The organism is Pseudomonas sp. LAIL14HWK12:I7 (assembly GCF_000483465.1).
GTDB lineage: Bacteria > Pseudomonadota > Gammaproteobacteria > Pseudomonadales > Pseudomonadaceae > Aquipseudomonas > Aquipseudomonas kermanshahensis.
In genome coordinates, this window is sequence record NZ_AXYZ01000004.1 from 81,053 (window position 1) to 102,237 (window position 21,185).

Annotated in this window: 20 protein-coding genes and 1 pseudogene; 18 read left to right on the plus strand and 3 right to left on the minus strand. The window is 63.3% G+C overall.

Annotation, left to right across the window (positions count from 1 at the left end):
- The first annotated feature begins 54 nt into the window (after window positions 1-54).
- The 13 genes from D886_RS0104425 (at window position 55) to D886_RS0104490 (ending at window position 13,809) form a co-directional block, all read left to right on the plus strand.
- Complete coding sequence (locus D886_RS0104425; protein WP_027592739.1) at window positions 55-495, plus strand: NUDIX hydrolase; 441 nt, start codon at window positions 55-57, stop codon at window positions 493-495.
- Between the two features lie 59 nt (window positions 496-554).
- Window positions 555-1,679, plus strand: a complete 1,125-nt coding sequence (gene mnmA / locus D886_RS0104430; protein WP_027592740.1) for a tRNA 2-thiouridine(34) synthase MnmA — start codon at window positions 555-557, stop codon at window positions 1,677-1,679.
- Window positions 1,676-2,302 carry a high frequency lysogenization protein HflD gene (hflD, locus tag D886_RS0104435; RefSeq protein WP_027592741.1) on the plus strand — a complete coding sequence of 209 codons (627 nt, stop codon included), beginning with the start codon at window positions 1,676-1,678 and terminating at the stop codon, window positions 2,300-2,302. Before mnmA ends, hflD begins: the two co-directional genes overlap by 4 nt.
- 236 nt (window positions 2,303-2,538) lie before the next feature.
- Entirely contained in the window at window positions 2,539-3,909 is a 1,371-nt protein-coding gene (gene purB / locus D886_RS0104440) for an adenylosuccinate lyase (protein ID WP_027592742.1), read from the plus strand.
- A gap of 81 nt (window positions 3,910-3,990) precedes the next feature.
- Window positions 3,991-5,157, plus strand: coding sequence for a cupin domain-containing protein (locus D886_RS0104445; RefSeq protein ID WP_027592743.1), 1,167 nt, complete (start codon window positions 3,991-3,993; stop codon window positions 5,155-5,157).
- Complete coding sequence (locus D886_RS0104450) at window positions 5,150-5,578, plus strand: GNAT family N-acetyltransferase (RefSeq protein ID WP_027592744.1); 429 nt, start codon at window positions 5,150-5,152, stop codon at window positions 5,576-5,578. Before D886_RS0104445 ends, D886_RS0104450 begins: the two co-directional genes overlap by 8 nt.
- Before the next feature lie 167 nt (window positions 5,579-5,745).
- Window positions 5,746-7,704: a DNA topoisomerase III gene (locus tag D886_RS0104455; RefSeq protein WP_027592745.1), complete on the plus strand. Its 1,959-nt coding sequence runs from the start codon at window positions 5,746-5,748 to the stop codon at window positions 7,702-7,704.
- Between the two features lie 164 nt (window positions 7,705-7,868).
- Window positions 7,869-9,158 carry an FAD-binding oxidoreductase gene (locus tag D886_RS0104460; RefSeq protein ID WP_027592746.1) on the plus strand — a complete coding sequence of 430 codons (1,290 nt, stop codon included), beginning with the start codon at window positions 7,869-7,871 and terminating at the stop codon, window positions 9,156-9,158.
- Window positions 9,151-9,702, plus strand: a complete 552-nt coding sequence (locus D886_RS0104465) for a helix-turn-helix domain-containing protein (protein WP_027592747.1) — start codon at window positions 9,151-9,153, stop codon at window positions 9,700-9,702. Before D886_RS0104460 ends, D886_RS0104465 begins: the two co-directional genes overlap by 8 nt.
- Before the next feature lie 15 nt (window positions 9,703-9,717).
- Window positions 9,718-11,064, plus strand: coding sequence for a glutamine synthetase family protein (locus tag D886_RS0104470; RefSeq protein ID WP_027592748.1), 1,347 nt, complete (start codon window positions 9,718-9,720; stop codon window positions 11,062-11,064).
- A gap of 189 nt (window positions 11,065-11,253) precedes the next feature.
- Window positions 11,254-12,084, plus strand: coding sequence for an alpha/beta fold hydrolase (locus D886_RS0104475; RefSeq protein WP_027592749.1), 831 nt, complete (start codon window positions 11,254-11,256; stop codon window positions 12,082-12,084).
- 145 nt (window positions 12,085-12,229) lie between these two features.
- Window positions 12,230-12,979, plus strand: coding sequence for an RHS repeat-associated core domain-containing protein (locus D886_RS28730; protein WP_081717451.1), 750 nt, complete (start codon window positions 12,230-12,232; stop codon window positions 12,977-12,979).
- A 50-nt stretch (window positions 12,980-13,029) separates the two neighbouring features.
- Window positions 13,030-13,809: a TSUP family transporter gene (locus D886_RS0104490; RefSeq protein ID WP_027592751.1), complete on the plus strand. Its 780-nt coding sequence runs from the start codon at window positions 13,030-13,032 to the stop codon at window positions 13,807-13,809.
- Here D886_RS0104490 and nudC read toward each other — a convergent pair.
- Both nudC and D886_RS0104500 read right to left on the minus strand, forming a co-directional pair.
- Window positions 13,777-14,607 carry an NAD(+) diphosphatase gene (nudC, locus tag D886_RS0104495; RefSeq protein ID WP_027592752.1) on the minus strand — a complete coding sequence of 277 codons (831 nt, stop codon included), beginning with the start codon at window positions 14,605-14,607 and terminating at the stop codon, window positions 13,777-13,779. The two genes, D886_RS0104490 and nudC, sit on opposite strands and share 33 nt — an antisense overlap.
- Before the next feature lie 34 nt (window positions 14,608-14,641).
- Window positions 14,642-15,454 (minus strand): crotonase/enoyl-CoA hydratase family protein, encoded by an 813-nt coding sequence (locus D886_RS0104500; protein ID WP_027592753.1) that lies wholly within the window; start codon window positions 15,452-15,454, stop codon window positions 14,642-14,644.
- A 150-nt stretch (window positions 15,455-15,604) separates the two neighbouring features.
- On the opposite strand from D886_RS0104500, the gene nhaB reads away from it, so the two are divergent.
- From nhaB to D886_RS0104525, 5 genes and pseudogenes are all read left to right on the plus strand, one after another.
- A complete protein-coding gene (gene nhaB, locus D886_RS0104505) occupies window positions 15,605-17,107 on the plus strand; it encodes a sodium/proton antiporter NhaB (RefSeq protein WP_027592754.1) in 1,503 nt (500 codons plus the stop codon).
- A 92-nt stretch (window positions 17,108-17,199) separates the two neighbouring features.
- Window positions 17,200-17,751: a lipocalin family protein gene (locus D886_RS0104510; RefSeq protein WP_027592755.1), complete on the plus strand. Its 552-nt coding sequence runs from the start codon at window positions 17,200-17,202 to the stop codon at window positions 17,749-17,751.
- An 82-nt stretch (window positions 17,752-17,833) separates the two neighbouring features.
- Window positions 17,834-18,133, plus strand: a pseudogene (locus tag D886_RS28735) (NIPSNAP family protein); the annotation flags it as partial.
- Window positions 18,128-18,574, plus strand: coding sequence for an NUDIX hydrolase (locus tag D886_RS28740; protein WP_027593177.1), 447 nt, complete (start codon window positions 18,128-18,130; stop codon window positions 18,572-18,574). The pseudogene D886_RS28735 and the gene D886_RS28740, both read left to right, overlap by 6 nt.
- 17 nt (window positions 18,575-18,591) lie before the next feature.
- Window positions 18,592-19,551 (plus strand): MBL fold metallo-hydrolase, encoded by a 960-nt coding sequence (locus D886_RS0104525; RefSeq protein ID WP_027592756.1) that lies wholly within the window; start codon window positions 18,592-18,594, stop codon window positions 19,549-19,551.
- Between the two features lie 338 nt (window positions 19,552-19,889).
- Here the strand turns inward: D886_RS0104525 and D886_RS0104530 are convergent, their stop codons facing one another.
- Entirely contained in the window at window positions 19,890-21,173 is a 1,284-nt protein-coding gene (locus tag D886_RS0104530) for a Zn-dependent hydrolase (RefSeq protein ID WP_027592757.1), read from the minus strand.
- Window positions 21,174-21,185: the final 12 nt, after the last annotated feature.

Sequence of the window (21,185 nt, forward strand, 5' to 3'; positions counted from 1 at the left end):
GGCTTGCCGGCGATGGACCGCAACGCGGTCCCGGCAATCGACAAGGACACTTCAATGACCTGGCAACCCCACATCACCGTCGCCACCCTCGTCGAGCACGAAGGTAAATTCCTGTTCGTCGAAGAATTCAAAGCCGGCCAGCACGTCTTCAACCAACCCGCCGGCCACCTCGAACCCAACGAAACCCTGCCCCAGGCCGCCCTGCGCGAAACCCTCGAAGAAACCGCCTGGGAAGTCGAACTGACCGGCGTCGTCGGCATCTACCTGTACACCGCCCCCAGCAATGGCGTGACTTATCAGCGCATCTGCTTCGCCGCCCGCCCCGTGCGCCACCATGCCGACCTGGCACTGGACAGCGACATCGTCCGCGCCGTCTGGCTGACCCGCGACGAACTGCTGGCCGACCCCACCCGCTGGCGCAGCGAGCTGGTGCCGCGCTGCCTTGACGACTACCTCGCCGGCCCGCTGCACAGCCTCACGCTGCTGCGCGACTGACGTGCAGCCTCGGGTTTGATAGAATCGGCGTTTTTCCCCTCTGATACACATCGGTAGCCATGACCAGCCCAGCACTCAAAGACCCCGCCAAGACCCGCGTCATCGTCGGCATGTCCGGCGGCGTGGACTCCTCCGTCTCCGCCCTTCTGCTCATGGAGCAGGGCTACCAGGTGGAAGGGCTGTTCATGAAGAACTGGGAAGAGGACGACGGCACCGAATACTGCACCGCCCGCGAAGACCTGGCCGACGCCCAGGCCGTGTGCGACCGCATCGGCATCAAGCTGCACACCGCCAACTTCGCCGCGGAGTACTGGGACCACGTGTTCGAGCACTTCCTCGAAGAGTACAAAGCCGGCCGCACGCCCAACCCAGACATCCTCTGCAACCGCGAAATCAAGTTCAAGGCGTTCCTCGACTACGCCCTGTCGCTGGGCGCCGACCTGATCGCCACCGGCCACTACGTGCGCCGTCGCGACACCGGCGCGCTCACCGAGCTGCTCAAGGGGCTCGACCCGAACAAGGACCAGAGCTACTTCCTGCATGCGGTTGGCGGCAAAGAAATCGCCCGCACCCTGTTCCCGGTCGGCGAACTGGAAAAGCCAGAGGTGCGCGCCATTGCCGAAAAGCATGGCCTGGCCACCGCCAAGAAGAAAGACTCCACCGGTATCTGCTTCATCGGCGAGCGCCGTTTCAGCGACTTCCTCAAGCAGTACCTGCCAGCCCAGCCCGGTGAAATCCAGACCACCGACGGCGAAGTCATCGGCCGCCACCATGGCCTGATGTACCACACCATCGGCCAGCGCCAGGGCCTGGGTATCGGCGGCCTGAAGGACGCTGGCGACGAGCCGTGGTACGTGCTGCACAAGGACCTGGCCCGTAATGTGCTGGTGGTCGGCCAGGGCAATGAACACCCTTGGCTGTTCTCCCGCGCCCTGCTCGCCTCGGAAATCTACTGGGTCAACCCGATCGACCTCAGCAGCCCGCGCAAGCTCACGGCCAAAGTGCGCTACCGCCAGAGCGACCAGCACTGCACCCTGGAACTGACCGAGAGCGGTTACCGCGCCGTGTTCGACGAACCGCAACGCGCGGTCACCCCAGGCCAGTCGGTGGTGTTCTATGACGGTGAAGTGTGCCTGGGCGGCGGCGTGATCGAGACTGCCGAGCCCTGGAGCCCGCGCGCATGAGCAACCTGCAGGAGCAATTGATTGCCCTGGGCGGCGTGTTCCAGGCCGCCGTGCTGGTCGACCGCATCGCCCGCACCGGCCAGGCCAGCGAAGCCAACATCGGCTGCATGCTGGGTAGCCTGCTGGTGCGCGACCCCAAGGACACCCTGGAGGTGTTCGGCGGTGACGACCTCAACCTGCGGGACGGCTACCGCGCCCTGGTCGGCGCCCTGGAGCGCGACCCCAGCAGCCTGCAGCGCGAGCCCCTGCGCTATGCCCTGTCCATGTTGGGCCTGGAACGCCAACTGGCCAAGCGCGGCGACCTGCTCGACACCATCGGCAACCGCCTGCCGCAAATCCAGTCACAGGCCGACCATTTTGGCCTGGTTCATGAAAACGTCATCGCCTCCAGTGGCGCCTTGTACCAGGACACCCTGAGCACCTTGCGCCAGCGTATCCAGGTACACGGCGACATGCGCTTCCTGCAGCAGGCCAGCAATGCCTCCAAAATCCGCGCCCTGCTGCTGGCCGGCATCCGCGCCGCGCGCCTGTGGCGCCAGCTGGGTGGCCATCGCTGGCAGCTGGTGTTCAGCCGTCGCAAGCTGCTGAACGAACTGTACGACATGATGCGTACGCCTTCCTGAAGGCAACGCCGACCCTTGTAGGAGCAGCCTTGTGCTGCGAATGGGCTGCACAGCAGCCCCAGCCTCTCAAACATTGCCGGGGCTGCTGCGCAACCCTTTCGCGACACAAGGCCGCTCCCACAAAGGCACTGCGAGATGTTTTTATAGGCCCGACCTTTGGTCAGCCACCCGACCCGGGCGCTTTTTTCATGTATGATATGCGCCCTTCCAAAAGCCTGACTGTCCGAGAACACCCCATGCAGCTTTCCTCGCTCACTGCGGTTTCCCCTGTAGACGGCCGTTATGCCGGCAAAACCCAGGCCTTGCGCCCCATTTTCAGCGAATACGGCCTGATCCGTTTCCGCGCCCTGGTCGAAGTGCGCTGGTTGCAGCGCCTGGCCGCCCACCCGCAGATCGGCGAAGTGCCGGCGTTCTCCGCCGAAGCCAACGCCCTGCTGGACACCCTGGCCACCGACTTCAAGCTCGAGCACGCCGAACGCGTCAAGGAAATCGAGCGCACCACCAACCACGACGTCAAGGCCATCGAGTACCTGCTCAAAGAGCAGGCTGCCCAACTGCCTGAGCTGGCCAAGGTTAGCGAGTTCATCCACTTCGCCTGCACCAGCGAGGACATCAACAACCTGTCCCACGCCCTGATGCTGCGCGCTGGCCGCGACGACGTGCTGCTGCCGCTGATGCGCCAGATCGCCGACGCGATCCGCGCCCAGGCCCACGCCTTGGCCGACGTGCCGATGCTGTCGCGTACCCACGGCCAACCGGCTTCGCCGACCACCCTGGGTAAAGAGCTGGCCAACGTCGTGTACCGTCTGGAGCGCCAGATCGCCCAGGTAGCCGCCGTGCCGCTGCTGGGCAAGATCAACGGCGCCGTGGGCAACTACAACGCCCACCTGTCGGCCTACTCGCAGATCGACTGGGAAGCCAACGCCCGTGCCTTCATCGAAGACGAGCTGGGCCTGCAGTTCAACCCGTACACCACGCAGATCGAGCCGCACGACTACATCGCTGAGCTGTTCGACGCGATCGCCCGCTTCAACACCATCCTCATCGACTTCGACCGCGACGTCTGGGGCTACATTTCCCTGGGCTACTTCAAGCAGAAGACCGTCGCCGGTGAAATCGGCTCGTCGACCATGCCGCACAAGGTCAACCCGATCGACTTCGAGAACTCCGAAGGCAACCTGGGTATCGCCAACGCGCTGTTCCAGCACCTGGCCAGCAAGCTGCCGATCTCGCGCTGGCAGCGCGACCTGACCGACTCCACCGTGCTGCGCAACCTGGGCGTGGGCTTCGCTCACAGCGTCATCGCCTACGAAGCCAGCCTGAAGGGCATCGGCAAGCTGGAAGTCAACACCGCACGTATCGCCGCCGACCTGGACGCCTGCTGGGAAGTCCTGGCCGAGCCGATCCAGACGGTCATGCGCCGCTTCAACATCGAGAACCCGTACGAGAAGCTCAAAGAGCTGACCCGTGGCAAGGGCATCACCCCTGAGGCGCTGCTGACCTTCATCGACGGCCTGGACATGCCAGCCGACGCCAAGGCCGAGCTCAAGCAGCTGACCCCTGCCACTTACATCGGTAACGCGGCAGCGCAGGCCAAACGCATCTAAGCTGACCGACGCGTTCAACGCCCGGCTTAGCCGGGCGTTTTTATTCCCGTACGAAAATTACGTTTTTTCAATAGGTTGAACATGAATCCTGATACTCCACTGCAGCTGCTGGGCGGCATCTCGGCCCGCGAATTCATGCGCGACTACTGGCAGAAGAAGCCCCTGCTGGTACGCCAGGCCTTCCCCGACTTCATCAGCCCGATCGAGCCCGACGAACTGGCCGGCCTGGCGCTGGAAGAAGAAGTCGAATCGCGCCTGGTGCTCGAACACGGCGAGCGCCCGTGGGAGCTGCGCCGCGGCCCGTTCGAAGAAGAAGTCTTCGCCACCCTGCCCGAGCGTGACTGGACCTTGCTGGTACAGGCCGTGGACCAGTTCGTCCCTGAAGTGGCCGAACTGCTGGAAGAATTCCGCTTCCTACCCAGCTGGCGCATCGACGACGTGATGGTCAGCTTCGCCGCCCCGGGTGGCAGCGTCGGCCCGCACTTCGACAACTACGACGTGTTCCTGCTGCAAGGCCACGGCAAGCGCAACTGGAAGATCGGCCAGATGTGCAACAGCGACAGCCCGCTGATCGAGCACGCCGACCTGCGCATCCTCGCCGACTTCGAACAGAGCGGTGAGTGGACCCTGGAACCTGGCGACATGCTCTACCTGCCGCCGCGCCTGGCCCACTACGGCGTAGCCGAAGACGACTGCCTGACCTACTCGGTCGGCTTCCGCGCGCCAAGCGCTGCTGAAGTGCTGACCCACTTCACCGACTTCCTCGGCCAGTTCCTGCCGGACGAAGAGCGCTACAGCGACGCCGACGCCCAGCCGGTCAGCGACCCGCACCAGATCCAGCACGACGCCCTCGACCGCCTCAAAGGCCTGCTCGACAAGCACATGGGTGACAAAGACCTGCTGCTGACCTGGTTCGGCCAGTTCATGACCGAGCCGCGCTACCCGGAGCAGGTCGTGGGTGAAGAGCTCACTGAGGAACAGCTGATCGAAGCGCTGGAAGATGGCGCCATCCTGATCCGCAACCCAAGCGCGCGCATGGCCTGGTCCGAGCTCAACGACGACCTGATGCTGTTCGCCAGCGGCCGCAGTTGCCCATTGCCGGCCAAACTGCGTGAGCTGCTGAAGCTGGTCTGTGCTGCCGATGCGTTACACATCGAAAACCTTGCAGAGTGGCTGCAGGATGAAGATGGCCTTATGCTGGTACAGCAGCTGATCAAACAAGGAAGCCTGGGATTCGCCAATGAATAAGATTCGTGTGCGCCTCGCCGACTGGCATAAGGACAACGCCGACATCCGCCGCATCCGTGAGGCGGTGTTCATTGCCGAACAGCACGTACCACCGGAGCTTGAGTGGGATTCGGACGATCCGACCGCGGTGCACTTCCTGGCCCTGGAGGGTGACTACCCGATCGGTACCGCCCGCCTGCTGCCTGACGGCACCATTGGCCGGGTCTCGGTGCTCAAGGACTGGCGCGGCCTGAAGGTTGGCGATGCACTGATGAATGCGGTCATCGTCGAGGCCCAGAACAGCGACCTGAAGCAGCAGATGCTCAGTGCCCAGGTACACGCCACGCCGTTCTACGAGCGCTTGGGCTTTCGCGTAGTCAGCGAAGAGTTCCTTGAAGCCGGCATCCCGCATGTAGACATGGTGCGCGACTCGCGCGCCTGATCTTTCACCTGCACTGGCCTCTTCGCGGGCAAGCCCGCGAAGAGGCCGGCACAGGCTGAAGACACTTCCCCTGACAAAAACCTGTACATCCATCCAGATAAAACTTGCCTCTGCGCCCCTGCTTGCGCATCCTACTGCCCATCACCCCCGATGAAGCGTGCTCGGCCATGCGCCTGTTCCTCTGCGAAAAACCCTCCCAGGCAAAAGACATCGCCAAAGTGCTCGGCGCCAACCGCAAGGCCGACGGCTGCTGGCAAGGCACCGACGTCTGCGTCACCTGGTGCATCGGCCACCTGCTCGAAACCGCCCCGCCCGACAGTTATGACGAACGCTACAAGCGCTGGAACCTCGCCGACCTGCCGATCATTCCCGAAAAATGGAAGATGCTGGTCAAGCCTAAGACCGCCAGCCAGTTCAAGGCTGTCAAACGCCTGCTAGGTGAGGCGCGCGAGCTGGTCATCGCCACCGACGCCGACCGCGAAGGCGAAATGATCGCCCGCGAACTGGTCGAGCACTGCCGTTACCGCGGGCCGATCCAGCGCCTGTGGCTGTCGGCCCTTGATGACGCCTCCATCCGCAAGGCCCTGGCACGCCTGCTGCCGGGCCAGGAAACCTTCAGCCTTTATCACTCGGCGCTGGGCCGCTCCCGCGCCGACTGGCTGATCGGCATGAACATGAGCCGGCTGTTCACCTTGCTCGGGCGCCAATCCGGCTACCAGGGCGTACTGCCGGTTGGCCGGGTACAGACCCCGACGCTGCGCCTGGTGGTGGACCGTGATCGGAGCATCGCCGACTTCGTCCCGGTACCGTTCTGGGCCATCGACGTGCAACTCGAACAGGCTGGCCAGGGCTTCAATGCCCAGTGGCGGGCCCCGGAAGATGCCTGTGACGACCAGGGCCGGTGCCTCAACCAGGCGCTGGCGCAACAGGCTGCCGCCGACATGGGCAATGCGGGCACTGCCCGCGTGGCCAAGGTGGCGACTGAACGCGTACGCGAAGCCGCCCCCCTGCCCTTCGACCTGGGCACCCTGCAGGAGCTGTGCTCAAAGAAGTTCGGCTTCGGCGCCCAGGAAACCCTCGACATCGCCCAGGCCCTGTACGAAACCCACAAACTGATCACGTACCCGCGCAGCGACTGTGGTTACCTGCCGCTGAGCCAGCACGCCGAGGCCCCCGCCATCCTTGCCGCCCTGCAGCGCGCCGATGGCAGCCTAGCGCCGCTGCAGGCTCACCTGGAGCCCCAGCGGCGCTCCCGCGCCTGGAATGACGCCAAGGTCAGTGCCCACCACGGCATCATCCCCACTGCCGCGGCCAGCGACCCCTCGCGCCTGCCCGCCAAGTACAAGGCGGTCTATACCCTCATCCGTGCCCGTTACCTGGCGCAGTTCCTGCCCAACCACGAGTACGACCGCACCCAGGCCGATTTCGACTGTGCAGGCCATGCCTTGCGTGCCGTGGGTAAGCAAATCGTCGAGCCTGGCTGGCGCCGTGCCTTGCCCGAGGCGCTGGCCCCGGCCAAAGGCCGCGAGGCGCCGCCGGCCCAGGTTCTGCCAGCCCTGCGCGAAGGCCAGGACTGCAACGTTCAAGGGCTGCAACTCAAGGACATGTGGACCCAGCCACCCAAGCCCTTTACCGAAGGCGACCTGATCAAGGCCATGAAAAACGTCGCCAAACTGGTAGATGACCCGCGGTTGAAGCAGAAGCTCAAGGAAACCACCGGCATCGGCACCGAAGCGACACGGGCCAGCATCATCCAGGGCTTGCTCGACCGTGGTTATCTGGTCAAGAACGGCAAGGCTTTGTCCGCGACGCCCGCAGCCTTCAGCCTCATCGACGCCGTACCCAGGGCCATTGCCGACCCCGGGACCACGGCCATCTGGGAGCAGGCACTGGACATGGTGCAGAGCGGTGAAATGAGTCTGGAAGAGTTCGTCGCCCGGCAGTCGGCCTGGATGGGCAAGCTGGTCGAACGCTGCAGCGGCATGCGCATGACCATTACCGCGCCTGCGGCCGGCGCCGCACCACCTTGGAAAAAGAAGCGCCGGGGCGGCGGCAAAAGTAAAGCCACTGGAAGCAAACCGACCGCAGGCAAGCCAAGGCAGCCTCGTAAAAAGGCAGCGACCTGAAGCCTGCGCTGTATCTGTAGGAGCGGGCTTGCCCGCGAAAGGACCAGCACAGGCACCACCAAAACACAGGTAAACCATAAAACCCGACCAACGCACTGGCGCCGTGAAATTTACCTGCTAAATTTTCATGAAAATAATCACAATAATTTTCATGAGGCACCGGCATGTTCAAGCAATCCGCGCAACACATCGCCAGCTATTACGCCCAGACCTACCCCACCCGCATTCCCCTGCGCCCCACCCTGCAAGGCCGCCACGACACCGACATCCTCATCGTCGGTGCAGGTTTCAGCGGCCTGCACACCGGCCTGAGACTAACCATGGCCGGCAAGCGTGTCACGCTGCTGGAAGCAAGCCGTGTGGCGTGGGCCGCTTCCGGGCGCAACGGCGGCCAAGCGTTGCTGGGCTGGTCGTGCGACATGCCACCGCTGGAGAAGGCCCTTGGCGTAGAACGCACCCGGCGCCTGTGGGACAGCATGTGCTGGGCGGCCGATGAAATGCGTGAGCTGCCACAGCGCCATGGCTTCGATATCGACTACCGGCTTGGCAGCTTATGGGCAGCCGTGCTGCCGCGCCGCGTAAAAATGCTTGAAGAAGCCCTGCACGACGCCGAAACCAAATGGGGCTATGACGCCCTGCGCCTGATAGGGCGCGACGAGCTACCCCAGTGGATCGACAGCCCACGCTACCAAGCCGCGCTGTATGACGCCAAAGGCGCCCACCTCAACCCCCTCAAGCTCGCCCAAGGCCTTGCCAGCAATATCGAGGCAGCCGGTGGCCATATTTTCGAGCAAAGCCAGGTGCTCGGCTACCAGCAGACTGGCAACGGTTATGTGACCCGCACTGAGCATGGCGAGGTACACAGCCAAATTCTGGTACTGGCCTGCAACGCGTACATCGACCGCCTCGACCCGGCCCTGTCGCGCCGCTTGCTGCCCGTCGGCTCCTACCAGGTCGCCACCGCGCCCCTGGAAGCTGACGTCGCCAAGTCATTGTTGCCGCGCAACAGCTGCGTGATCGACAACCAGTTCGTACCCGACTATTTCCGCCTTACCCCCGACAACCGCCTGCTGTTTGGCGGCGGCTGCACCTACCTGGGCGGCATCCCCAAGGATGTGGCCAGCGCCACCCGCCCTTACCTTGAACGGGTGTTCCCGCAGTTGGCCGGCGTGGCCATCGACTATGCCTGGGGCGGCCACATCGACTGCAGCATCCAGCGCACCCCCGACATCGGCCGGGACGGCGAGCGCTATTGGTTACAAGGCTTCTCGGGCCACGGCGTGCTGCCGACCCTGGCCGGGGCGCGGGCGGTCAGCGATGCGATCCTTGGCAACGATGACCTGCTGGCGCTGTACCAAGGTATCGATAACGGCCGCTTCCCAGGCGGCGACTTGATGGCCGCACCGCTGGAAGCCGCAGCCAAAGCCTGGTACAGGTTGCGCGACCATGTCTGATGAAGTTCAAACACTGGCGCTGCTGATTCGCGACCTGCGCAAGCACCGCGGGCTGACGCTCGACGAGCTGGCCGGTAAGGTCAAGCGCTCACTGGGGTTTCTGTCCCAGGTCGAGCGCGGCTTGTCACGGCCGACCGTGGCCGACCTGACCGCAATCAGCGAAGCGCTGCACGTACCGACCACCTACTTCTACCAGGCCGGCCAACCCCGGCCGCTGGACTGGGTTACCCGACCGGGCGAGCGGCGCACCATCTACTACGCCGAAGGCATCAGCGACGTGCTGGTGTCACCTACCTTGAATGGCGGCTTTTCCATGCTCGAAAGCCACTTGGCGCCCGGCGCCAGCAGTGGCGAGGGGCACCTGAATGACAGTTCCGAGCAAGGCGGTTTCGTCCTGGAAGGTGAGCTGACGCTGTGGCGCGATGGCCACGCCGAGGCCGTCACGCTCCGGCGCAACGACAGCTTTCAGCTGCCGCCGCACAGCCAGTTCCGCTACGCCAACCTGACCGACCAGACGACCCGGGTTCTCTGGGTCTTCCGATGAGAGCACAGCATGACCATCACAACAGGTTTTCCCGATCTGCTCAGTGAAGTACGCGCCTTCCGTGCCCGCTACCCCGAAGTACGCCATGTCGACCTGCTGAGCCTGGACATCCCCGGGCATTTCTACGGCAAGCGCTACCCCGTCGACATGCTGGAAAAGGTCGCCGCCGGCAGCCCGCTGAAACTGCCGCAGAACTGCGTGTTGCTAGGGGTACAGGGCGGGCTGTTCCCGATTGGTGACTACTGTTTCAGCGACGGCGACCCGGATGCCGTGCGGCGCCTGATCCCCGGCACCCTCAAGCCAGTCACCTGGGAGCGCGAGCCGCTGGGGCAGATGTTGATCAGCTCCGACGGCACCGCCGCGCCCATCGAGTTCGAGCCCCGGGAAGTGCTCGCCCGCGTACTGCAACGCCTGGCGCGGCGTGGCATTCGCCCGGTGGTGGCGTTCGAGCTGGAGTTTTACCTGTTCGAGCGGGCACTGAAGGAAGGGCTGCCGCAGTTCCCCCGCGACCCGTTCAGCGATGACCCGGACGATCAGCCCAACATGCACATCGAGCGCCTGTCGCGCTTCAGCGACGTGCTGCGCGACATGGTCGAAACGGCTAATGCCCAAGGGGTGGATGCCAACGTCATCACGGCCGAGCTGGGGCCGGGCCAGTTCGAGATCAATTTCGGCCACTGCGACGACGGTCTGCGTGCCGCCGACTGGGCTGCCCTGTTCTGCCGCAGCACCCGTGGCGTGGCGCTCAAGCACGGGCTGCGTGCTTCGTTCATGAGCAAACCCTACCTGCACGCCCCTGGTAGCGGCATGCATGTACACGTCAGCCTGTACGACAACGACGGCAACAACCTGCTGGCTGCCGATGGGCAACGCCCGCTGCGCCATGCGGTGGCGGGCTGCCTGGCGGTCCTGCCGCACTGCATGCCGATCTTTGCAGCCAACCACAATGCGTTCCGTCGCTACGGCGCCATGGTCAACGCCGCCAGCCGTGCGAGCTGGGGCTATGAAGACCGCGATGCGTGCATACGCATTCCCGAGTCCGATGTGCGCAACTTGCGCATTGAGCATCGTCTGGCTGGCGCGGACGCCAACCCGTACCTGGTGCTGGCGGCGATCCTGTGCGGGATGGAGCATGGGCTGGATGCGGCGCAGGAGCCGATCACACCGCTGAACGAAGACCGCGGCAGCGGCATCGACTTCCCCAAGGACATGCTCAGCGCAGTCACCGCGATGCGCAGCCACCCCGCAGTGAATGAGGGGCTGGGGGAAGAATTCGTGATGGTGTATTGCGAGAACAAGCGGCAAGACCACCTGGCATTCATGCAAGAAGTCAGCGCCAGGGAGTACCGCTGGTTCCTGTAATGGCTTGATTGCCAATGCCGACCCTTTCGCGGGGCAAGCCCGCTCCCACAGGTTTACTACCAGGTTAAAGACGGTGATATACCTGTGGGAGCGGGCTTGCCCCGCGAAGAGGCCGGTACTGACAACACAGAAATCTCTCCTATTCTCAATAGCTCACTTGGCAATCCCCTGCACAGAGGAGACGCGACCATGAGCTACGTAACCACGAAGGATGGCGTTCAGATCTTCTACAAAGACTGGGGCCCGCGCGATGCGCCGGTCATTCACTTCCACCACGGCTGGCCGCTCAGTGCCGATGACTGGGATGCCCAGTTGCTGTTCTTCCTGGCCCAGGGCTTTCGCGTAGTCGCCCACGACCGCCGCGGCCATGGGCGCTCCAGCCAGGTGTGGGATGGCCATGACATGGACCACTACGCCGATGACGTAGCCGCCGTGGTCGACCACCTGGGCATCCAGGGCGCCGTGCATGTCGGCCATTCCACGGGGGGCGGCGAAGTGGTGCGCTACATGGCACGCTACCCCGGCGACAAGGTGGCCAAGGCGGTACTGATTGCTGCAGTGCCACCGCTGATGGTGCAGACACCGGCCAACCCAGGCGGCCTGCCCAAGTCGGTCTTCGACGGCTTCCAGGCCCAGGTCGCGAGTAACCGGGCGCAGTTCTACCGCGACGTGCCCACGGGGCCTTTCTACGGTTACAACCGGCCCGGGGCCAAACCGTTGGAAGGCATCATCGGCAACTGGTGGCGCCAAGGCATGATCGGCAGTGCCAAGGCGCACTACGACGGCATCGTGGCGTTTTCGCAGACCGACTTCACCGAGGACCTCAAGCGCATCACACAACCGGTGCTGGTCATGCACGGTGACGATGACCAGATCGTGCCTTACGAGAACGCGGGGCCGTTGTCGGCCAAGTTGCTGCCTAATGCCACGTTGAAGACCTACAAAGGGTATCCGCACGGCATGCCGACCACCCATGCCGATGTGATCAATGCGGATTTGCTGTCGTTTATTCGGAGCTGAGATTTTTCAGGCCGATTGCTTGTTAAATGAAGCATCGCAACCGGCCTGTACTCTACACCTTCAAGCAACTGGTAAAATTATCAGTTGTGCATCTATAGCCTCTGGCCGAAAGTAGTCTGAACTGTACCCATCCCAGAGGTCGGCCATGCAGGACTCCCTTCAACACCAGCGCACCGTAAAAGGCCGGCACCCCAGCGAACGCTTCAATACGCTTGTTTATACAGCTTATGGTTACATCAATAAGCCACCCCCAGCCGTTTACCTTGGTTTCACTGGGCAGCACTATGATAGCTTCACGAACTGCTATCTCCTCGGCGAGGGTTATCGCGCTTACAGCCCTTCACTGGCGCGTTTCTTATCTCCAGATAACCTAAGCCCATTTGGACAAGGAGGGCGAAATGCATATGCTTACGGTGCAAACGACCCAATTAATCATGTCGACCCCTCGGGTCATATCCCTAGCAAAAAAACCACAAACGATGGTTATGTGAATTTTTCTACCTCTAAGCAGGCATACCTGGAAAAGAAATTAGTGTATCGGTCGAGCAAAGCCTTGCATAAAAAAAGCGACACGGAGCTAGTAAGTCTCGCACGTGACGCGACGCAAAGCATCGCAGGGCTAGAGGAAGTTGACTGGGGCCGTCCATCCATGCCGAGGAAGTACCTTATACGAGCCGCCGAACTCCCTCTGAGAAAGCAGCTTGTAAAGCTAATACCTCAATATGATTCAGACGAGACAGAAGCGGACCTGAAATTTTATTACAACCAACATGTCGAAAACTTCGAGAAAAAGCTGATAGAGAAAAATTTATTAAAAAAGTCAACATCCACGTCGACCTTGGAAACATTGCTGAGCGATTCAAATTCAGACATCCGGCAGGCAGGGTTTACCTAGCAACGTAGCTGAAGCAGAATTCCACTTCCCGTTTACTTTAGTCCCCCAAAATGCCCTTCGAACTCACCGTAGAACCCCTCACCTTACTCATCCTGGCCCTGGTTGCCTTCGTCGCCGGTTTCATCGACGCCATCGCCGGCGGCGGCGGCCTGCTCACCACCCCCGCCCTGCTCACCGCCGGCATGCCGCCACACCTGGTGCTGGGCACCAACAAGCTCAGTTCCACCTTCGGCTCGGCCACGGCCGGCTTCACTTACTACAAGCGCAAACTGTTCCACCCCGCGCAGTGGCGCCCGGCGTTGTTCGCCACCCTGGTAGGCGCCTCGCTGGGCGCGGTGATCGCCCACTACCTGCCCGCCGAATGGCTGAACAAGATGCTCCCGGTCGTAGTCTTCGCCTGCGGCGTCTACTTGCTGTTCGGCGGCACGCCCAAGGCGCCGCTGGATGCCGACGCACCGATCAAGAAGAAATGGCAGGTCCCCCAAGGCTTCACCCTGGGTTTCTACGATGGCGTGGCAGGCCCCGGCACTGGCGCGTTCTGGACCGTGAGCACCCTGCTGCTGTACCCGATCGACCTGGTGCGCGCCAGCGGCGTGGCGCGCAGCATGAACTTCGTCAGCAACATCGCGGCGCTGACGGTGTTCATCATTTCCGGGCAGGTGGATTATGTCGTCGGCCTGTGCATGGGCCTGTCGGTGATGGTGGGTGCGTTCTTCGGCGCACGCACGGCGATCAGCGGCGGCAGCAAGTTCATCCGCCCGGTCTTCATCACCGTGGTGCTGGCACTGACCGTGCGCCTAGCGTGGCAGCACTGGTTCGGGCAGGCCTAAGCGTTCAGCCACGTACAAATCGATCAGGTAACGGGCGATGGAGCGCCCAGCCGGCAGCGGCGGCAGGTCATGCACGCTGAACCACTGGGCGTCCTCGATCTCGTCCGGCTGCATGACAATCTCGCCGCCCGCGTACTCGGCATGGAACCCCAGCATCATCGAATGCGGGAACGGCCAGCACTGGCTGCCGACGTAGCGGATGTTCTGTACCTCGACAGCCACCTCTTCGCGCACTTCGCGCACCAGGCAATCCTCGGCCGACTCGCCGGGTTCGGCAAAGCCCGCCAAGGTGCTGTAGACACCGGTGACGAAACGCGGCGAGCGCGCCAGCAGAATCTCGTCACCGCGGGTGACCAACACGATCATGCTCGGCGAAATGCGCGGGTAGCTGCGCAGGTCGCACGGCTGGCAGTACATCGCCCGCTCCCAGCGGATTTGCGTCATCGCCTGGCCGCAGCTGCCGCAAAAACGGTGCTCGCGTGCCCAGGTACCGATCTGCGCGGCATAACCCAGCACCTTGTACAGGTCGAAGTCGCCTTCGAGCATGAACGCGCGCAGGCCACGCCAGCTGCAACCCGGCAGGTCGGTAGCGCTGCGCAGTTCGAGCAGGAACACCGGCTCGCCATCGAAGTGACCGATACCATGCTCGCACAGCACGTCCAGGTCCTGGCGCTTGAGCCATTCGCGGGGGAACAGCGCGCCGTTGTCGTCCACCAGGAACCCTTCCGGGCTGCGGGCGACGGCCAAGCCCCCGGTGATCTGCGGGTCGAGTACTGCGGTAGTCCAGCGTGCTGACATGTCGGGGTTCCTTGCTGCACGCCCCCCGACCCAGTCAGTCGGCGAACGTCGGTTTCTGTTTGCTCATGTGCGCCGCCACGGCCACGCGCAGGTCTTCAGACTGCAGCATCGCGGCGTTCCAGGTGGCGATGTATTCCAGGCCATCGTCAATGCGATGGTCACGCATGTAGCTGAGCATTTCCTTGGTGCCGGCCACGGCGATCGGCGATTTTGCGGCAATCTCACGGGCGATGGCAAAGACCCCGTCAAGCAGCGCGGCCTGATCATCATAGACCCGGTTGACCAGGCCGATGCGCAGCGCCTCATCGGCCTCGACGTTGCGCCCGGTGAATGCCAGCTCGCGCATGATGCCGTCGCCAATGATACGTGGCAAACGTTGCAGCGTGCCGACATCGGCGGCCATGCCCATGTCGATTTCCTTGATCGAGAACTGCGCATTTTGGCTGCAGTAGCGCATGTCGCACGCCGAGATGAGGTCGATGGCGCCCCCAATGCAGTAGCCCTGGACGGCCGCCAGCACCGGCTTGCGGCATTTGTCGACGGCGTTGAACGACGCCTGCAGGCGCAGGATGGTGCTGCGCAGCAAGCGCGCATTACGGCCAACGTCCTTGCCCAACTGGCCGGCCAGCGAGGCCAGCATCATCAGGTCGATGCCGGCAGAGAAATGCTTGCCCGCACCGCTGATGACGACGGCGCGCACCGCATCGGTGTCGTCGGCCCACTGGAAGATGTCGATGATCTCCTCCCAGAAGGCAGCATTCATCGCGTTGACTTTCTCGGGGCGGTTGATCTGGACGTGGGCAATGCTTTCAGTCAGTTCAACCTTGAACGCGCTGTACTCGGTCACGGGCGGCACTCCTGCTGGGAAAGGGTCATAACGCAGGATGTTAACCCAGCCAGGAGGCCGCACTTGTGCCAAAAGCAGGACGGCAAATCTTGCCTAAGTCGGCACGATCCGGCACCGTGCGCCATCGCTGAATCATAAGGATACATATTCATGCCCCGCTCCCTGCCCGGTGCGCTCGCCCACAACTTCCTGGGCCAGTCACCGCTTTGGTACAAGGCTGTCATCGGCCTGTTCTTGGTGCTCAACCCCTTGCTGCTGCTGACTGCAGGCCCGGTCACGGCGGGCTGGGTGCTGGTGATCGAATTCATCTTTACCTTGGGCATGGCGCTGAAGTGCTACCCGTTGATGCCTGGCGGCTTGTTGCTGGTCGAAGCACTGCTGCTCGAGATGACCACCCCGCAGGCCCTGTACGAGGAGCTGCTGCACAACTTTCCGGTGATTCTGCTGTTGATGTTCATGGTCGCCGGCATTCACTTCATGAAAGAGCTGCTGCTGTTCCTGTTCTCGCGGATCTTGCTCGGTGTGCGCTCGAAGGCGGCCCTGTCGCTGCTGTTCTGCGTGCTGTCAGCGTTCCTCTCGGCCTTTCTGGATGCGCTGACAGTCACGGCGGTGATCATCAGCGCTGCCGTGGGCTTCTACGCGGTCTTTCACCGCGTTGCCTCGGGCGCCAACCCGCGTGAAGAAAGCGCGCTCGACAGCGACCAACATATCCCGCAACTGCACCGCGAAGACCTCGACCAGTTCCGCGCCTTCCTGCGCAGCCTGTTGATGCACGGTGCGGTCGGCACTGCATTGGGCGGCGTGTGCACGCTGGTGGGCGAACCACAGAACCTGCTGATCGGCCATGAGATGGGCTGGCACTTCGCCGACTTCTTCCTCAAGGTCGCCCCGGTGTCGTTGCCGGTGCTCGGCGCCGGGCTGCTGACCTGCGTAGCGCTGGAAAAACTACGCCTGTTCGGCTACGGCACACTGATGCCTGAACGCGTGCGCCAGGTGCTGGCTGCCTACGCCGCCGAAGATGACGCCGCCCGTACGCCGGCCCAGCGTGCCGCGCTGTGGGTACAAGGCAGCGCCGCGCTGATCCTGATCATCTGCCTGGGGCTGCACATTGCCGAAGTGGGCCTGATCGGCCTGCTGGTGATCGTGTTGATCACTGCGTTCACCGGCATCACCGACGAACACCGCCTGGGCCGCGCCTTCCAGGATGCCATGCCGTTCACCGCGCTGTTGGTGGTGTTCTTCGCCGTGGTCGCGGTGATCCATCAGCAGCAGTTGTTCAGCCCGCTGATTGCCTGGGTACTGGCACTGCCTGCCGAACAACAACCGGGCATGCTGTACCTGGCCAACGGTTTGCTGTCGGCGATCAGCGACAACGTGTTCGTCGCCACCATCTACATTACCGAGGTCAAGCAGGCCTTCATGAACGGCGGCATGAGCCGCGAGCATTTCGAGACGCTGGCGGTGGCGATCAATACCGGCACCAACCTGCCAAGCGTGGCGACGCCGAATGGGCAGGCGGCGTTCCTGTTCCTGCTGACCTCGGCGATTGCACCACTGATCCGCCTGTCGTATGGGCGCATGGTGTGGATGGCGTTGCCCTATACCGTGGTCATGGGTGGGCTGGGATGGTGGGCGGTGACTTACTGGCTGTAAAACCTGGCGGCGTGGGGATATTCGATACAACTTTTCCCGCACGCCCGCATCGAAGCAAAGGTAAATCCCCATCCGCTTCAAGGAGGTTCGCCATGGCGATGCGCACGGCACTGATGCTTTCCTGCATAACCCTTGCCCTGGTCGGCTGCGCGGGTTCGAACGATGAACACCGCACGCCGCCGACCACCCAGCAGGTTGACCTGCAACGCTACCAGGGCACCTGGTATGAGCTGGCGCGCCTGCCGATGTTCTTCCAGCGCAACTGCGTGCAATCCGAAGCGCGTTACGGCCTGCGCGAGGACGGGCGTATCGACGTCAACAACCGCTGCAAGGAAAAGGACGGCCAGTGGAACGAGGCCAAGGGCATCGCCGAAGCCCAGCAACCGGGCAAGACCGACAAGCTCTGGGTGCAGTTCGACAACTGGTTCAGCCGGCTGGCTCCGGGCCTGACCAAGGGTGAGTACTGGGTGCTTTACCACGACAAGGACTACCGCGTGGCCCTGGTCGGGCACCCCAACCGCGAGTACCTGTGGTTGCTCTCGCGCACGCCGGCAATCACCGACCAGGAACGCGAGCAACTGCTGTCGATTGCCCGCAAGCAAGGCTACGACACCAGCAAGCTGATCTGGCGCCAGGAAGGCTAGCCCGCTGCACGGCTGGCACGTCGACGACGCGGGGCAATCAGGCTAAGGTGTGCGCCCCGCCTCCCCTCGAAGGAACGAGCCGTTGATCACCTGCCACGTCAAATACACCGTCGACCCTTACCAGCTGCCGGCCTTCGAAGCCTATTCGCGCCTGTGGATGCGCCTGGTCACGCGCATGGGCGGCAAGCACCATGGCTATTTCCTGCCTGCCGAAGGTGCCAACAACATCGCCTACTGCCTGTTCAGTTTTTCAAGCCTGGCCGCCTACGAGCAGTACCGCAAGCAGGCAGAGACCGACCCGGAATGCATCGCTGCAGTCGCCCTGGCCACTGAGCAACGGTTCATCCTCAGCTATGAACGCAGCTTCCTCAAGCCGCTGCTCGAACCGCGCATTCGCTCGCTGGCGCTGTGCGTTTTCCATCACCAAGGGAAGATTCTGGTCAACGTCTTCGACGACCCGGTGACGCAGCAGACGCTGTGCCGCCCACTCGGGGGTGGTATCGAGTTTGGTGAGCGGGGCCGTGACGCCATCGCCCGGGAAATCGAAGAAGAATTGGGGCAGTCGATCAGCGATGTGCGGTTGCTCGGCACGCTGGAGAGCCTGTTCCACTATGCCGATACGCCGGGGCATGAGATTGTGCAGGTATTCGATGCACGCTTGGACGACGCCAGCCTTTACCAGCAGCCCTGGGTAGAAGGCCGCGAGTCCGACGGCAGCCCCTTCCGCGCCCGGTGGTGCGATAGCGCCGACTTCGAGCGCATCGGCCCGCTTGTGCCGCAGGGCCTGCAAGCGTTGTTGCGCGACCTGTCGCTGCTGGGCTGAAGCAAAGGAGCCTGATCATGGACCTGCTGTTTCTAGGCACCAGTGCCGGGGTGCCGACCAAGGCCCGCAACGTCAGTGCCACGGCCCTCATCGAGGCCAGCGGCAGCCACTGGTACCTGATCGATTGCGGCGAAGGCACGCAGCATCGGCTGCTGCAGACGCCGCTGTCGATACGCGACCTGCGCGGCATCTTCATCACCCATGTACACGGCGACCATTGCTTCGGCCTGCCCGGCCTGCTGGCCAGCGCCGGGATGAGCGGGCGTACCCAGCCGCTGGATATCATCCTGCCCGCCGCCCTGCATGACTGGGTGCGCCTGGGCTTGACCGCCAGCGACACTTACCTGCCTTTCGAGGTGCGCCTGCTCGCCGTTGAAAGCCTGACTGACTGGCGTAGCGAGACGCTGCAGGTCAGTACTGTGCAGCTGTCGCACCGGGTGCCGAGCGTGGGCTTCGTGTTCACCGAGCTCAACCCCGAACCGCGCCTGGACGTGCAGCGCCTGGATGCCGAAGGCATTCCACGCGGGCCGTTGTGGGGCGACCTGGCCAAAGGGCTGTCGGTCGAGCATGAGGGGCGGACCCTGCACGGCCAGGACTACCTGCGCGCATCGCGGCCGGCGCGACGGGTGATCGTGTGCGGTGACAACGACAACCCCGAGCTGTTGGCGGAGGCGGCCAAGGGCGCGGATGTGATGGTGCACGAAGCGACCTTTACCCAGGCGGTCGTCGAGCGCACGGGGGCTACCTTCGGCCACAGCACAGCAGCGCAAGTGGCACGGTTTGCCGAGGCGGCGGGTGTGCACAACCTGGTGCTCACGCATTTCAGTGCACGCTACCAGGGCGATCCGCGGCGCAGCCCGTGCATCGACGATATACGTGTGGAGGCCCTGGCGCATTACAGCGGGCATCTGACCTTGGCGCAGGACCTGCAGCGGTATCACATTGGGCGGGATGGGTGTCTTGTGGTGGTGGGGTAGATAGGGTTGCGGCTGATAGGTGCATGCCGTTAGGGCTGTGGCGCCTATGAGATCGAGCGCCGCCCGCGCGGCGCTTCGCAGCACAAGGCTGCTCCCACATTTGTTTCGGGCCAGTTATTCCTGAGGCATGAGCGCGCGGCCCCTGGTGCCCACCTTGATCTCGAGTCGGACAAACAAGGCGGTCGCGCGCAGACTTCACAGGCCTCACTGGCCCGAAACAAATGTGGGAGCAGCCTTGTGCTGCGAAGCGCCGCGCGGGCGGCGCTCGATCTTGTAGGTGCCCCAAACCTCCCGCCAGGCACCTGTAAGCCGCCCCCCTCCCTCAAAACATACCGCCCCTACGCCGCCAACCGCCCACTGGCAATCGCCTCCGACGCCGCCAGCATCGCCCGCAACAACACCGCACACCCCGCCGCCAGGTCCTCCGGTGTGGCGTTCTCGATTTCGTTGTGGCTGATGCCATTCTCGCAAGGCACGAAGATCATCCCCGCTGGCCCCAATTCGGCCAGGAAGATCGCGTCATGCCCCGCTCCACTGACGATATCCATGTGCGGCAGGCCCAGCGCACCTGCCGAATCGCGCACGGCATCGACGCAGGCCTTGTCGAAATACAGCGCCGGGAAATCCGCCGTAGGGATCAGCTCATGCGCCAGGCCATGCTTGGCGCAGGTGCTTTCGATCACCCCGCGCACTTCGGCAATCATCGCGTCCAGTTGCTCGCCTTCAAGGTGACGGAAGTCCAGGGTCATGCGCACCTCACCCGGGATCACGTTGCGTGACCCTGGGTAGGCCTGCAGGCAACCCACCGTGCCACAGGCATGTGGCTGGTGCCCAAGGGCCGTACGGTTGACTGCCTCGACCACGGCGGCAGCGCCCACCAAGGCATCCTTGCGCAAGTGCATGGGCGTTGGGCCGGCATGGGCTTCGACCCCGCGCAAGGTCAGGTCGAACCACTTCTGGCCCAGCGCACCCAACACCACGCCGATGGTCTTGGCCTGGTCTTCAAGGATCGGCCCCTGTTCGATATGCGCTTCGAAATAAGCCCCCACCGGGTGGCCGAGTACCGCGCGCTGGCCGGCGTAGCCGATAGCATCGAGCGCCTCGCCAACACTCACCCCTTGTGCATCACGCTTGGCCAGCGTCTCTTCCAGCGTGAACTTACCGGCGAACACCCCAGAGCCCATCATGCAAGGGGCAAAGCGCGAGCCCTCCTCGTTGGTCCACACCACCACTTCCAGCGGCGCTTCGGTTTCAACGCAGAGGTCGTTGAGGGTGCGGATCACCTCCAGCCCGGCCATCACCCCATAACAGCCATCGAACTTGCCGCCGGTGGGCTGGGTATCAATATGGCTGCCGGTCATCACCGGTGGCAGCTTAGGGTTGCGCCCTGGGCGGCGGGCGAAAATATTGCCGACCGCATCGACACTCACAGTGCAACCGGCTGCCTCGCACCACTCGACGAAGAGGTCGCGGGCCTGACGGTCGAGGTCGGTCAGCGCCAGCCGGCAGACACCGCCTTTGGCTGTGGCGCCGAGGCGGGCAAGGTCCATCAGCGATTGCCACAGGCGTGCGCTGTCAACGTGGCGGGCGGTGGTCTTGAGGATATCGTGGACTGGAGTCATGGGTTTTCCCTC

Bases quoted from the DNA above. Each gene is read 5' to 3' on its own strand.
- D886_RS0104425 (WP_027592739.1), top strand. From the start codon at position 55: ATGACCTGGCAACCCCACATCACCGTCGCCACCCTCGTCGAGCACGAA.
- mnmA (WP_027592740.1), top strand. From the start codon at position 555: ATGACCAGCCCAGCACTCAAAGACCCCGCCAAGACCCGCGTCATCGTC.
- hflD (WP_027592741.1), top strand. From the start codon at position 1,676: ATGAGCAACCTGCAGGAGCAATTGATTGCCCTGGGCGGCGTGTTCCAG.
- purB (WP_027592742.1), top strand. From the start codon at position 2,539: ATGCAGCTTTCCTCGCTCACTGCGGTTTCCCCTGTAGACGGCCGTTAT.
- D886_RS0104445 (WP_027592743.1), top strand. From the start codon at position 3,991: ATGAATCCTGATACTCCACTGCAGCTGCTGGGCGGCATCTCGGCCCGC.
- D886_RS0104450 (WP_027592744.1), top strand. From the start codon at position 5,150: ATGAATAAGATTCGTGTGCGCCTCGCCGACTGGCATAAGGACAACGCC.
- D886_RS0104455 (WP_027592745.1), top strand. From the start codon at position 5,746: ATGCGCCTGTTCCTCTGCGAAAAACCCTCCCAGGCAAAAGACATCGCC.
- D886_RS0104460 (WP_027592746.1), top strand. From the start codon at position 7,869: ATGTTCAAGCAATCCGCGCAACACATCGCCAGCTATTACGCCCAGACC.
- D886_RS0104465 (WP_027592747.1), top strand. From the start codon at position 9,151: ATGTCTGATGAAGTTCAAACACTGGCGCTGCTGATTCGCGACCTGCGC.
- D886_RS0104475 (WP_027592749.1), top strand. From the start codon at position 11,254: ATGAGCTACGTAACCACGAAGGATGGCGTTCAGATCTTCTACAAAGAC.
- D886_RS28730 (WP_081717451.1), top strand. From the start codon at position 12,230: ATGCAGGACTCCCTTCAACACCAGCGCACCGTAAAAGGCCGGCACCCC.
- D886_RS0104490 (WP_027592751.1), top strand. From the start codon at position 13,030: ATGCCCTTCGAACTCACCGTAGAACCCCTCACCTTACTCATCCTGGCC.
- nudC (WP_027592752.1), bottom strand. From the start codon at position 14,607: ATGTCAGCACGCTGGACTACCGCAGTACTCGACCCGCAGATCACCGGG.
- nhaB (WP_027592754.1), top strand. From the start codon at position 15,605: ATGCCCCGCTCCCTGCCCGGTGCGCTCGCCCACAACTTCCTGGGCCAG.
- D886_RS0104510 (WP_027592755.1), top strand. From the start codon at position 17,200: ATGGCGATGCGCACGGCACTGATGCTTTCCTGCATAACCCTTGCCCTG.
- D886_RS0104525 (WP_027592756.1), top strand. From the start codon at position 18,592: ATGGACCTGCTGTTTCTAGGCACCAGTGCCGGGGTGCCGACCAAGGCC.
- D886_RS0104530 (WP_027592757.1), bottom strand. From the start codon at position 21,173: ATGACTCCAGTCCACGATATCCTCAAGACCACCGCCCGCCACGTTGAC.